This is a genomic window from Listeria booriae (assembly GCF_000766865.1).
In the GTDB taxonomy this organism is placed as follows: domain Bacteria; phylum Bacillota; class Bacilli; order Lactobacillales; family Listeriaceae; genus Listeria_A; species Listeria_A booriae.
In genome coordinates this window covers 84461-97806 of sequence record NZ_JNFA01000011.1, presented here as the reverse complement: position 1 = coordinate 97806, position 13346 = coordinate 84461, and the positions used below count along the sequence as shown (strand labels likewise).

Below are 13346 nucleotides of genomic sequence, written 5' to 3'. Positions count from 1 at the left end.
CCTTCGTTAGTATATGCTATAATCCGCGAGAAATCCATTTTGTAATCGATAAATTTGTGGAGCCGTAATGACGTGAATTTATGTAAGCATTGCAAAAAGAAGGTAGACATGTTATAATGAGATTGAAAAAGAGAGTCATGCGCTAACATGACTCCCTTAACAAGACCATGTTAAGAATGGTTGACTATTTTGTAGAAATGTAAACTACTCGAAAGCCCTCATGCCAAAGAGTAGTTTATTTTTTTCGATCATTTTTCATGTAAGTTAACAGGGCAAGGGTGTATATCCCAAAAGCAAGCATAATTTCTATTGCCGTCCCAACTTCCATTTTATCACCTCCAATCTCGCTGACTGGGGCGAAAACAATCATAGGCGTCACCCCACTTTCATTCGGAGGTTAGCCAACTACTCATAACATTTACTTGTCATAATCCATTCTATATGAAAATATTATTAAAAACAACCCTTATTGTATTAATTTGAACACAAATAAAGAGGTGCATTCCAAATCGGCGATGCACCTCTTTATTATTATTCTCCTAAATCCACGTTATGATAGACTTTCTGCACATCTTCTAAATCTTCTAGTGCATCGAGCATTTTCTCGAATTTCACTAAATCTTCTTCGCCTAAAGTTACTTCATTCTGTGGAATCATTTCGATTTCGGCAACGGTGAATTCTTCAATACCTGCTGTTTTCAACGCTTCTTGTACGCTATGGAAATCTTCTGGTTCTGCGTAAACAATCGCTTGACCATCTTCGTCTAGTACATCGCGAACGTCGATGTCTGCTTCCATCAATAATTCCAATAGTTCATCTGCATCTTTATCGGCAATCCCGAAAATTGCTGTATTATCAAACATATAAGCAACGGAGCCGCTCACGCCCATGTTTCCGCCATTTTTGCTGTAGGCTGCGCGAACGTCTGATGCGGTACGGTTAACGTTGTTTGTTAAGGCGTCTACAATGACCATCGAGCCGTTTGGACCAAAGCCTTCGTAGCGTAATTCGGAATAGTTTTCATCGCCTGTGCCTTTTGCTTTTTCGATGGCGCGGTCGATGATGTGTTTTGGTACGTTGTATGTTTTGGCGCGCTCAATAACGAAGCGCAGTTTTTGATTGGAATGTGGGTCTGGATCGCCTTGTTTTGCGGCTACATAGATTTCAACCCCGAATTTTGCGTAAATACGACTGTTATTTGCGTCTTTTGATGCTTTCTTTTCTTTAATATTTGCCCATTTGCGGCCCATATTACCACTCTCTTTCTGATTAGGAGTTTCCTTTACTTGTTTCATTATAAATGTATTAGGCCGATTTGTTAAGTCTGATGTGAAATTCTTGCAAAAAAACACCAATCTCTATTTCCAAAAAATCGAAAATTAAAACTGGTTCAAAAGTACTGTTTTTAAAAATGTCTAGTATATATAAAGCGTAAACATTTCACAAATGAAACATAAAAACGGCTAATTGTGGCGAAAATGTGACGGAACTGCACATGTTGTCACGAAAAGGTGAATAATGTTACTAAATCATCATTTTGTGTTTTTCCTCTAGTTTTTAAAATTGTTTAGGTGTAAACTAACGATATTGAAATGATGAATAAGCGTAGATTCTTTTATTCATGCGGTGTTTGTGCAATATTGATTTGGCTTTGACATGTTTTTGAGAAGGCTTGTTTCATAGGAAGGGGAATCAAGATGAAAAGGTTTTTTAGTCTTTTCGCTGCTCTTCTCTTGATACTACAAATGATTTTACCGCAAATGGTTTTGGCACAAACAACTACGGATACAAAAGAGACAGACGGCGCTGTATTAGTGGATATTATTGTGAATAAAAACACAGATTCAACGAGTAATTATACGATTAGTGGACGGATGCTAAATCATTCGGATGAAGCAAAAGTGGGAACGGTGAAGGTTTCTGATAATGTGGAGGTCTCAGCGATTCAGGATGCTGTCGTGACGGATGATCAACAACAGGTTATTGGCAAATATGATGTGACAAATAATGAGATTACTTTTCCTATTTCAGGGAATTCGGATACTGTTTTTAATTTTCAAGTAAATGGTAAATATGTTGGTGATAGTACGGATGATCAGGTGACTTTTTCGGATGGTGTGCATGTGATTTCGAAAGATGTTGGTAAAACTGCCGAGCCTCAACAAGAGGAAGCAACGGCAACAGTGCCAGCAAGTCCAGCGCAACCTGAGGAAGCGGCTGTTCCAAAACGCGATACGGTTGTGAAAAAAGTGAAGGAAAACGGTCCGCGTGACTTGAAAGATATTTTTGCAGAACTTGGTTATCCGAGTGAGGAAAGTTCGATTTTGTCGGACATGAAAGTGACATACAGAGATAAGGACGGCAATGTGGTAACGGAGCCAACCGTGAATGATAAAATTGAATTTGCGTTTGACTGGCATATCCCAAACGATGTTGGGGAGTTAGTAAATGCAGGTGATTATTACACGTTTGAATTACCTGACAATATAAAAATTCCTAAAAATATGACAATTGATCTTGGTGAATTTGGGACAGCGACGGTAGATACGAACGGCAAGGTGACGATCACATTTACCGACGAAGTGAAAAATAATTCTGACGTGAATGGAACGCTTCATTTTGACGCTGGTTTTAATGAAAATGCGATTGACGGACCTGGCGATATGACAATTAAGATTCCAGATGAAGTCAATTTACCAAGTACGGAAGTTCCGATTAAGCCTTTTGGCGCGGGTATGATTGAAAAAAGCGGTCATTTTGACAAGGAGCAAAATCCGGATCGTGTCATTTGGAATGTGGATATTAATAAAGGCTTGAAGACAATTGATAATGCGAAAGTAACGGAGGCGTTTCCGGATGGTTTGACGTATGAATCTGTGAAAGTGTATCAGATTGACGTGGATTTGCATGGCAAAGTTATTCCTGATAGCGAGAAGCTTGTGACGACTGGCTATACGGTGGATGCGAACGGGAATGTGACGTTTACCGAACCGATTGACGGTGCCTATCGATTGGAATATACGACAAAAATCAATGATGACAAAAAGCCATTTGCAGGTGGTACGGTTAATTTTAAGAATAATGCGACATTGATTGGCGATAATTTAACAGATTTAACTACTTCAGCAACAGTGAGCGCGAAATATGGCAAAGTCCTTGCGAAATCAGCGACGAACTATAATTCGAAAGACCAAACATTCGACTGGACGATTAAATACAATTATGGCGAGAAACACATTAGCAAAGATGACGCGGTGATTAAAGATACTTTTGGCTCTGATAAAATGATTTTGGTCAGTGATTCTGTGCAACTGTACAATATGACATTTGATCAAAGTGGTAAGGAAATCCAAGGCGCGGCGCTAGTTGAAGGCATAGATTATGAACTTGTTCCGACGGCAAACGGTTTTGAAATTCACTTTTTGCATGATGTGGATGGTGCGGTGAAAATTGATTATAAAACTGGTGTGTCAGGCACGTTAACCGAAAATACGAATATTTCGAATAAAGTCGATGTCTCTACAGGTCAAATCAGCAACGGTACAGGCACGATGTATCAACAAAGTCTGGTGAAGAGACTTGGCGATGTGAACTACGATACGAAGACGGCTTCGTGGGTTATCGATGTGAATAAAAATCACTACTTTATGAAAAACTGGGAAATGACAGATACGTTGAGCCGCGGTTTGACGCTAATTCCAGATTCTTTAAAAGTTTATGATGTGGATCAAAAACACGAACTTGTAGCAGGAACAGACTATGATTTTGTGTATGATGAGGGTACGAATGTTTTTAAAATTACGTTTTTAAATAGTTACAAAGATGGGACGGAGAATCAATTCAGAATTTCCTATGATACGAAATATGATATGAATGTGGTGCGTGGTAGCGACTCTGAGTTGAGTTTCAAAAATGATGCTTCGGCTACTTGGATGGATCAAAATGGGGATCCGAAAACGAGTAAGGACTCTGTGGTTTTCAAACCGAATGATCCGACGAAATACAATGGTTTCAAAAATGGTTCTTATAACGCGCAAACGAAATTGATTACATGGTCGATTGGTGTGAACTACGACAGTATTGATTTGGAAAATGCGAAAGTGGTAGACCCGATTCTTGGAAATCAGCAATTTGTGCCGGGTTCTGTGAAGATTTATCATTATACGATTAATCATGACGGCTCGATTGTTAAGGGTGCGGAAATTAGTGATTATTCTGAGTTCTTAATTAGTGAACCTTCGAATAAAAATGATAATACTCTGACGGTGAACTTCCCAGATGACAAAGCGGCGATGTATTTGATTGAGTTCGATACGAGCGTGAAGGGTCAACTTGTTTCTGCGAACTACAAGAACGATGCGGTTTTTCAAAATGATACGTATCCGGATCAGACGTTAAGCGCGGATGTTTCTGTGACGAACGGCGGCAAATTTGCGGTGAAGTCAGGGATGCAGGATGATGACGGTTATGTGAATTGGTCGGTGACTGTGAATCCGAGCTTGTCGCAGTTGGATGATGTTGTTATGACGGATCGCCCGTCTACGAATCAGTCGATTGATTTGGCTTCGTTAGTTATTTATGGCACGACGGTGAATGCTGACGGGACGCTTGTGGTGAACAAGAATGTGAAGTTGACGAAAGATGTGGACTACACGGCGACGCTTACGACGGATAATGAGACTGGCCAGCAGGAATTGAAAGTGACTTTTGCGAAACAGTTGAATACGGCATACGTGGTGCAATACCGCACGATGGTTCTCATGACGGGGGACAAGGATAAAGTATCAAACAATGTTAAAATCACGGGGAATCATGAGGAAGAAGTGACTGGTGGCAGTGAGACAACGCTAGATGTTGTTGTGTCAAACGGTGGCGGGACAGCGGTTGGAACGAAAGGTAGCATTACGTTCCAAAAAGTCGACCCGAACGATGCGATATTGCACGGTGCTAAATTCCAACTTTTAGATAAGAATAACCGTGTCGTTGTGCGTGAAGGCACGATAGATCAAGACGGTAAGCTGACTTTTGGTAATTTGCCATATGGTACGTATTACTTAAAAGAAGTGAAGGCCCCAGAAGGATTCTCAGCCAGCGATGAGTTAGTAAACGGTAAGAAAGTAACGATTTCGAAAGACACGACGGATGCAAAAATTGCTGAAAAAATCGTGAACGCGGCGAATAAAGTAACCTTTGTGAAGCAAAATGAAGCGCATGATGCACTTTCAGGAGCCATTTTCAAATTACAATGGCAAGTTGGCGACGAGTGGCTAGATATTCGCGGAGATGAAACGTTTGAAACGGATTCGGACGGCAGACTTGTCATCGAAGGTTTGCTTCCTGCGAATTATCGCTTAGTGGAAACGGTCGCGCCACATGGTTATGTTTTAAATACAGAGCCAATTCCGTTCGCAGTAACGCAAGACAGCAACGGCCAAATCGCAGATGTTGATGTTGCACCATTTGTGAACTACAAAGGAAGTTTTGAATTTGAAAAACAAGATGACGCAGGAAATGCGCTAAGCGATGCAGCATTCATTTTGCAAGACCAAACAGGAGCAACAGTTGCTACACTAGCGTCCAGTTCGGATGGTAAAGTGAGTGCCACGGACCTAGCGCCAGGCGATTACACGATTACGGAAGTTAAAGCACCGACTGGCTACATCTTAAACACGCAACCGATTCATTTTACAATTGCGAGTCAGGCGAACGGCAAACCAGCCACAGAAATGCTCGACAATTTTACGAACTATAAAGGAAAAGCCTCTCTTAAGAAAAATGGGGAAGATGGCGCGGCACTAAAAGGCGCTGTATTCCAAGTGACAGACCAAGAAGGCAACGTGATACGCGAGAATTTGGTAACGAATTTAGACGGCATCATTGATGTCACTGACTTGGCACCAGGAACGTATCACTTTATCGAAACTGCGGCACCAACAGGTTATTTAATCAACGAAAAGCCAGTAGAATTCACAATCGCAGACAATGCAAACGGCGAACCAGTAAAAGTGCGAACACAATTGACGGATTATCAAGGTTCTGTAGTTTTAAAAAAAGTAAATGACAGTGGGCAAACACTTGAAGGAGCAGCATTTGATTTACTAAGCGAAGATGGCACGATCATTTCAAGCTTAGTAACAGACGCAGATGGAAAAATTAGCGCCAGCGGCCTTGCACCAGGCAATTACTACTTCACAGAAACAGCCGCGCCGGTAGGATATAAACTAGACAGCACACCAATTCCGTTCACAATTCTCACAACAGCAGTAGACAAACCGGAATTAATCGAGCTCGAATTCACCAACAAGAAATTACCACCACAAATCCTACCACCAAAACCAGTCGAGCCCGAAAAACCAACCACCCCAGAAAAACCGACAAAACCAGTGACCCCAACACCAACGCCAAAACCACTCGAAGTAACACCAGGGGAACAAACAATGCAACCACAACCAATACCAAAAGCAGAAGTAACACCGAAACCAGTAATCAAACCCGACACGAAATTACCACAAACCGGCGATAACAACGCAGAAACAGTTTTGTTTACACTTCTCGGCACAGCAATGATAGCCGCATGGTTCAGATTGACTCGAAAATAATAACCATAAATCCGCCTAAGACATAACTAATTTTCATACAAAATAAGCAGGAAATCACGAGCCACCTTTTTCGGGTAAGACGTGTTTTCTGCTTTACACAAATCGAGCGAAAGCGTTTGTATTCAGGGGATTTGGTGGAAGCCGGAAGCGGAGCATACTTGTGTATGTGATGACTGAAAGCAGGGAGGGAGTCGTATCCCCGACCATGCGAGAAGTTAAGCGTAACGTTAGTGTAGCAGAACCGCTTGGAAATTCACCGTCCAAATCCTGATGGAACGCCTACTCGCAAGCTCGTAGGCATATTGGGACTGTAACTCAGTTTCTTCGAACAGTCCCAACAATGCGAGCGCTTGTCGCCGATTTATTTGGGTTATGTCCTACCCCCTTTTTTCCATATTCGATGGAGTTCCACGTGGGAATGTACTATAATAGAAGTATAAAACCGAATGGAGGAAATTAAATATGGCTGATTTGCCAAAATGTCCAGAATGTAATTCCGAATACACGTACGAAGATAGAGGTCTATTTATTTGCCCAGAATGTGGTCACGAGTGGTCTGCTGATGCTGCAGAGGCAAGCGATGACGTGAAAGTTGTCCGCGATTCTAACGGTAACGTACTGACGGATGGCGATTCTATTACAGTAATTAAAGATCTAAAAGTAAAAGGCAGTTCATCGGTTGTCAAAATCGGAACAAAAGTAAAAAACATCCGTTTAGTAGACGGCGACCATGACATCGACTGCAAAATTGACGGGTTCGGACCAATGAAATTAAAATCAGAGTTTGTTAAGAAATTATGATTTATCAAAAACGCTTGCTCCAGCAAGCGTTTTTATATGAAAGGAGTGGAGATAATGAGGTATGTAAAATCACAAATGAAACAATTAGTACGTGAAAATGAGAGATTACAACAAAAATTACAAGCGTTGATGACAGAGCATGATTTAGAGAAGACTTTTGCGTTGAAAGCGTTGTATCATGCGGATGTAGCGGATGGTGGGAAGTATCAAGAAGACTATCAAGCGTTGGATGATTTACGATAATTTTTTTGCTATGAAGTATTGATGTAGAGGGCTTTTATGAGATTTGTCGGGTTTATACGGTAGCTTATGATGTGACGCGTCTGGAATTTGGTGATATGATGTTACTTTAAGAACTTTGGAATGTATTATTTGCAAGGTTTTTAACAATCATGAATTTTCAGGCGAAAGGAAGCGAACAAGGGATGCGGAAAACAACTTCGATTCCACTTTATGCATTACTTGTTGTTCTGATCCACATAGTTGCGGTCGTGTTATTGCTCATCTATGTCCAGACAACACCAGCATTACTTGCAAGTGCGATTCTTGCATATTCTTACGGGGCAAGGCATGCTTTTGACGCGGACCACATTGTAGCAATTGACAATACGGTGCGCAAATTAGTAAGTAGAAAGACAGACGGAAACGGTGTCGGATTTTTCTTCTCCATGGGGCATTCAACGGTAGTCATTCTAATGATTTTCGTGCTCATATGGGTGACAGGAAAATTAACGGGAAAATGGGCTTTCATTACAGATTACGGTCCAGCAATCGGCACAGTTGTAGCGGGTACTTTCCTGATTTTAATTGCAATTTCGAATATCATTTCATTGCGAAAATTAATGGCGGCAGAGCGAAATGGAACTGGCATGGACGACGCATTGGCGTCCCGCGGGTTTATTGTTCGTCTTGTAGAACCGCTCAACAAGTTTGTAACAAAAAGTTGGCATATTTATCCGATTGGCTTTTTGTTTGGGCTTGGGTTTGATACGGCGACAGAGATTGGGCTGATTACACTGAGCGTGCAGTCTAGTGCGACTGTTCCAGCGATTGGCTTGTTATGCTTACCATTGTCCTTTTTGGCGGGTATGTGCTTATTTGATACATTAGATAGTATCATAATGAGTCAAACATACGGTTGGGCATATGACAACCATAAACGTCGCTATCGTTATAATGTTATCGTCACGGTGATTTCAGTTGTTTCGGCAGTTGTTGTCGGTGGCACAATATTAATGCAGTTCTTGCTAAGCTATACAGACTTGAACGGTGCGGTTGTGCATTTCATTAACGGTATTGATTTTAATGGTTTTGGAATCACATTGATGCTCTCGTTCCTATTAATATGGTTCTGCGCCATGCTGATTTATCGACGGCAAAAAAGATTATAGCGCGAAGAGAGTTTGGGACATAACCCAAATAAATCGGCGACAAGCGCTCGCATTCAGGGAGTTTGGCGGACTTCCGGTTCTCACATACACGAGTATGCTCCGCTTCCGGCTTCCACCAAACTCCCTGAATACAAACGCTTTCGCTCGATTTGTGTATAGCAGGAAACACGTCTTACCCGAAAAAGGGGGTCGCGGTTTCCTGCTTATTTTGTGTGGAAATTAGTTATGTCTCAGGTTCTTTTACTAAAAAAATATAAAAAAATCGTGTTTTTTACTAACTATTCCTAGCAAATTTTTCACATAAGCTCTATAATAAAGCTAGTAAATACTTATAAAAGGTGATAAAAATGGCGACGATGACTGATATTGCGAAGCAAGCAGGTGTTTCGATAGCAACTGTTTCGCGTGTGTTAAATTATGATGAGACGCTCTCGGCTTCTGGGGAGACGCGGCGTAAGATTTTTGAAATTGCGGAGAGTTTAGATTATACGAAACATAAACAAAAAGCAACGAAAAAAACAGGTAAAATTGCAATTGTTCAATGGAATACGGAAGAGGAAGAATTAAATGATATATACTATATGTCAATTAGAATAGGTGCAGAGAATCGAGCACGGGAACATGGGATTGAGATATCGACATTGTATGAACTAGACAAGATTGCGCAGGCTACAATCGATGGAATTTTGGCGATTGGGAAGTTTACATTGGAGCAAGTAGAGCAGTTAAAGGAAATCCATCCACATATTTGTTTTGTTGATACGGATTATCGCTTGAATAAATATGATTCTGTAGTGATTGATTTTGTACAGTCGACGCGCGAGGTCATAGATTATTTTATTGCGGGTGGGCATACGAATATTGGCTTTATTGGTGCTGAGGAGCGTAGTGAAATTGACGGTAGCATGAATGATCCGCGTTCGGTGGCTTATGTGGAGTACATGAAAGAACGCCAGTTGTATGCCAAACAAAACATGTTTGTCGTTGGTGGTCGTTTCGACGTACCTTCGGGCTATGAGCAAATGAAGCAAGCGATTGAGCAGTTAGGCGAGGAACTTCCAACCGCGTTTTTCGTGGCGAATGATCCGATGGCGATTGGCTGTTTACGCGCGCTTTCGGAAGCTGGAATTGCAGTTCCAGAACGTGTGAGTATTGTTGGTTTTAATGATATTAGCGTGTCACAGTATGTGTCCCCTGCGCTGAGTACGATTCGCGTTTACACCGAATTTATGGGTGAAGAAGGCATGGATATGTTGATTGAACGGATGAACGGGCGCAAACACGCGAAACGAACGATATTAGAGACGGATTTAGTCCTCAGAGAAAGTTCCAGATAGAGCGATGAAACCTTGATAAATTTCAAGGTTTTTTATTTTTACTAAATATGTAGTAAAAATGATTGACTTTTAACTAAAAACTTGTTATTCTGATGATGAAGCACAACGAGGGATTTCACAAACTAACAAATGTTAGCGATTACAAAAATGGAGGGGTAAAGAATGAAGAAGCGTTTTGCAATACTTTTAATGGTAAGTATGGCTGTCATGTTAGTTGTAGCAGGGTGTGGAGGGGGAAGCTCAGATAGCGTAAACGAAAATAAAAAAGAACTGACTGCTTGGGCTTGGAATGTGAATGTTAAAGCTTTGGAAGGTGCAGCGAAAGAATACGAGAAAGATAACCCAGGCTTCAAACTAAAAGTCGTAGAAATGAGTAACACAGATGCGTATCAAAAAATCACAACAGGCTTACAAGCTGGTGGTAAAGGCTTGCCGGACATTTTGCTAATTGAAGATGACCAGGTGCAAGGGTACTTAGAGAACTTCCCGAAAGGCTTTGTCAACTTGTCTGATAAAGGTTTTGACGATGAAAAGAGTAAATTCCCAGAGTATAAAGTAAGTCTTTTAAGTAAAAATGATAAAATTTACGGATTCCCATTTGATGCGGGGCCAGCAGGCGTTTTCTATCGTACAGATATTTTCAAACAAGCAGGCGTTGATCCGAAATCGATTGAAACATGGGATGATTACATTGCGGCAGGTAAAACAATTAAAGCAAAAACAGGTAAAGATATGATTGGTATGGATTACAACAACGATGATGGGCAATACCGCATCATGCTAAACACGCTCGGCACGTTCTATTTTGATGACAAAGGCGATATCGCATTTACTTCTGATGAGTCCGAAAAAGCAATGAGCATGGTACAAAAAATCAAAGACGCTGGCGTTTCGAAAAACACGTCTGGCTGGGATCCTTGGGTTAGCGCCTTGGCGAATGGGGAAGTAGTGACAGCACCAACTGGCGCATGGTTCTCTGGTTCATTAATTCAACAAGCACCAGACTTAGCTGGTAAATGGAGCGTATTCCCGATTCCTGCTTTTGAAAAAGGTGGCAATCATGCGGCAAATAATGGCGGTAGTAATTTCATGATTCCATCGGCAAGTGAGAAATCAGACGAAGCATACAAGTTCTTGAAATATTTCAGCACGTCTAACGATATACAAGAGTTAGCAATGAGTGAGGGAGGTTTATTCCCATCGCTCAACACCGTTTATGAAACCGATACATTCAAAAATGCGGGCGATTATTTCACACAAGAAAATATTTGGCAGTTATTCGCGAATCAAATGGACGATATCAAACCAGCGAACTACACAGGAAATTACTCGATTGCAAAAGACGAAGCGGTAAAAGCACAATCTAAAGTTTTGGAAGGCGAAAATGTGAAGAAAGCGCTTGAAGCAGCGAAGAAAAGTTTAGCTAACCGAATTCAACAGTAAAACAGCCAACATGGTGAGGGCGGGGAACAATGTGTTGTTCTTCTGCCTTCCCTGTTTTTGAAAGGAGAATGGACATTTTGAGTAGAAGTAAGACTTTTCCGTATGTATTTATTTTACCGTCGGTGTTGCTGTTTGTTGTGTTTATTTTGTATCCGATTATTTCGTCCTTTGTATTGAGTTTTCAAACGAGTAATGGCGGGGAGACTTCGTTTGCGGGACTTGCGAATTATGAGCGATTGTTGCATGATGAAATTTTTTGGAAAGCTTTGAAGAATACGTTTATTATCTTTATTTTTCAAGTGCCGATTATGCTGTTTTTAGGGCTTGTTTTGGCGACGGTGTTGAATAATAAGTTATTGAAATGGAAAGGGTTTTTCCGAGTTGGCTTTTATTTGCCGGCGGTGACATCGCTTGTTGCGTATTCTTTGCTATTTTCGATTATGTTGCAGGATTCTGGACTGATTAATAATTTGTTGTCGTACATAGGGATTGGACCGATTCCTTGGCTTTCTTCGGCGAGTTGGTCGAAAGTATCGATTATTTTGGCGATGATTTGGCGTTGGACGGGTTACAATATGGTCATTTATTTGGCGGCGTTGCAAAATATACCGGAAGATACGTATGAAGCGGCGGATATGGATGGTGCTGGGAAGATACGACAGTTTTTCAGCATCACGATTCCGCAGTTGAAGCCAGTGATTTTGTTTACGGCAATCTTGTCGACGATTGGGACGCTGCAACTGTTTGACGAACCATTCAACTTAACAAAAGGTGGACCGGCGGATTCGACGATGACGCTTGGCTTGTATATTTATCAAAACGGATTTAAATATTTTGACTTCAGTTATGCGTCGGCAGTGGCTTATGTAGTCGTAATTATCGTTGCCGTGCTGTCGTTCTTACAATTCAAATTTACGGGAGCTGATAAAAAATGAGTGAGAGAATGTTAGGCAGGACGATTGGTAGATATGTATTGCTCTCGATTTTTATGGTTATTTCGATTTTTCCGTTTTATTGGATGTTGATCGGCGCGACGAACCACTCGAGTAAAATGTTTTCGAAACCGATTACGTTGTTGCCAGGGAAAGAATTTATTACGAATCTGGTGAATTTGAATGATAATATCGGAATTTACCGGGTGTTATTTAATTCTTTACTAGTGTCAGGTGCTTATGTGATTTTGGCATTGGCGATTTGTACGGCGGCGGCTTACGTGCTTGCAAAATTCCGATTTCGCGGGGCAAATTTGATTTTCTTAATGTTCATGTTATCGATGATGATACCTTCGCAGGCGACCGTGATACCGTTATTTAAATTAATGTCGAATTTTGAGTTGTTAAATACGTATTTTGCGTTGATTGTACCACAATTATGTTATCCTTTCGCGATCTTTTTAATGCGGCAAAATTTCATGGCGTTTCCGAGTGAACTGTTGGAGTCGGCACGATTGGACGGGGCGGGGGAGTATCGGATTTTCTTTCAAATTGTGTTGCCATCTATGAAACCTGCGCTTGCTGCGACGTCGATTTTCTTGTTTATGACGCAGTGGAATAACTTTATGTGGCCGCTTGTTGTAACGACTTCGAGTGAGATGTATACGTTCCCGGTGGCGCTTTCAAGCTTGATGGGCGTGTCGTTTACGGATTATGGGCAAGTGATGACGGGGATTACTTTTGCGACGATCCCGATTATTATTTTCTTCTTGATGTTGCAAAAACACTTTATTTCAGGAATGCTGGGCAGTGCGCTCAAGTAAAATGGGGAGGTTATTGGA

10 protein-coding genes are annotated in these 13346 nt (G+C 41.2%); 8 read left to right on the top strand and 2 right to left on the bottom strand.

Annotated features, from left to right (window positions below; all coding sequences use genetic code 11):
* Positions 1-235 precede the first annotated feature (235 nt).
* Together EP57_RS17135 and EP57_RS03700 are read right to left on the bottom strand one after the other, a co-directional pair.
* On the bottom strand, positions 236-328 hold the full coding sequence (locus EP57_RS17135; RefSeq protein ID WP_221642011.1) for a putative holin-like toxin: 93 nt from the start codon (positions 326-328) through the stop codon (positions 236-238).
* A gap of 203 nt (positions 329-531) precedes the next feature.
* On the bottom strand, positions 532-1251 hold the full coding sequence (locus tag EP57_RS03700) for a YebC/PmpR family DNA-binding transcriptional regulator (protein WP_036084351.1): 720 nt from the start codon (positions 1249-1251) through the stop codon (positions 532-534).
* A 447-nt stretch (positions 1252-1698) separates the two neighbouring features.
* Here EP57_RS03700 and EP57_RS03695 point away from each other — a divergent pair, with 447 nt between their 5' ends.
* From EP57_RS03695 to EP57_RS03660, 8 genes are all read left to right on the top strand, one after another.
* Positions 1699-6600, top strand: coding sequence for a SpaA isopeptide-forming pilin-related protein (locus EP57_RS03695; RefSeq protein ID WP_052167531.1), 4902 nt, complete (start codon positions 1699-1701; stop codon positions 6598-6600).
* 462 nt (positions 6601-7062) lie between these two features.
* Complete coding sequence (locus EP57_RS03690) at positions 7063-7401, top strand: zinc ribbon domain-containing protein YjdM (RefSeq protein WP_036078022.1); 339 nt, start codon at positions 7063-7065, stop codon at positions 7399-7401.
* Between the two features lie 54 nt (positions 7402-7455).
* Positions 7456-7644: a hypothetical protein gene (locus tag EP57_RS03685; RefSeq protein ID WP_036084349.1), complete on the top strand. Its 189-nt coding sequence runs from the start codon at positions 7456-7458 to the stop codon at positions 7642-7644.
* A gap of 182 nt (positions 7645-7826) precedes the next feature.
* Positions 7827-8792: a HoxN/HupN/NixA family nickel/cobalt transporter gene (locus EP57_RS03680; RefSeq protein ID WP_036084347.1), complete on the top strand. Its 966-nt coding sequence runs from the start codon at positions 7827-7829 to the stop codon at positions 8790-8792.
* A 347-nt stretch (positions 8793-9139) separates the two neighbouring features.
* Positions 9140-10129, top strand: coding sequence for a LacI family DNA-binding transcriptional regulator (locus tag EP57_RS03675; RefSeq protein ID WP_036084346.1), 990 nt, complete (start codon positions 9140-9142; stop codon positions 10127-10129).
* A gap of 162 nt (positions 10130-10291) precedes the next feature.
* Positions 10292-11572, top strand: a complete 1281-nt coding sequence (locus EP57_RS03670) for an ABC transporter substrate-binding protein (protein ID WP_036084344.1) — start codon at positions 10292-10294, stop codon at positions 11570-11572.
* Positions 11573-11649: 77 nt separating this feature from the next.
* Positions 11650-12507 (top strand): carbohydrate ABC transporter permease, encoded by an 858-nt coding sequence (locus EP57_RS03665; protein WP_114982862.1) that lies wholly within the window; start codon positions 11650-11652, stop codon positions 12505-12507.
* On the top strand, positions 12504-13328 hold the full coding sequence (locus tag EP57_RS03660; protein ID WP_052167530.1) for a carbohydrate ABC transporter permease: 825 nt from the start codon (positions 12504-12506) through the stop codon (positions 13326-13328). Before EP57_RS03665 ends, EP57_RS03660 begins: the two co-directional genes overlap by 4 nt.
* The last annotated feature ends 18 nt before the right edge of the window (positions 13329-13346 follow it).

Coding starts and splice junctions, on each gene's coding strand:
- EP57_RS03680 (WP_036084347.1), top strand. CDS start 7,827: ATGCGGAAAACAACTTCGATTCCACTTTATGCATTACTTGTTGTTCTG.
- EP57_RS03675 (WP_036084346.1), top strand. CDS start 9,140: ATGGCGACGATGACTGATATTGCGAAGCAAGCAGGTGTTTCGATAGCA.
- EP57_RS17135 (WP_221642011.1), bottom strand. CDS start 328: ATGGAAGTTGGGACGGCAATAGAAATTATGCTTGCTTTTGGGATATAC.
- EP57_RS03695 (WP_052167531.1), top strand. CDS start 1,699: ATGAAAAGGTTTTTTAGTCTTTTCGCTGCTCTTCTCTTGATACTACAA.
- EP57_RS03685 (WP_036084349.1), top strand. CDS start 7,456: ATGAGGTATGTAAAATCACAAATGAAACAATTAGTACGTGAAAATGAG.
- EP57_RS03670 (WP_036084344.1), top strand. CDS start 10,292: ATGAAGAAGCGTTTTGCAATACTTTTAATGGTAAGTATGGCTGTCATG.
- EP57_RS03690 (WP_036078022.1), top strand. CDS start 7,063: ATGGCTGATTTGCCAAAATGTCCAGAATGTAATTCCGAATACACGTAC.
- EP57_RS03660 (WP_052167530.1), top strand. CDS start 12,504: ATGAGTGAGAGAATGTTAGGCAGGACGATTGGTAGATATGTATTGCTC.
- EP57_RS03700 (WP_036084351.1), bottom strand. CDS start 1,251: ATGGGCCGCAAATGGGCAAATATTAAAGAAAAGAAAGCATCAAAAGAC.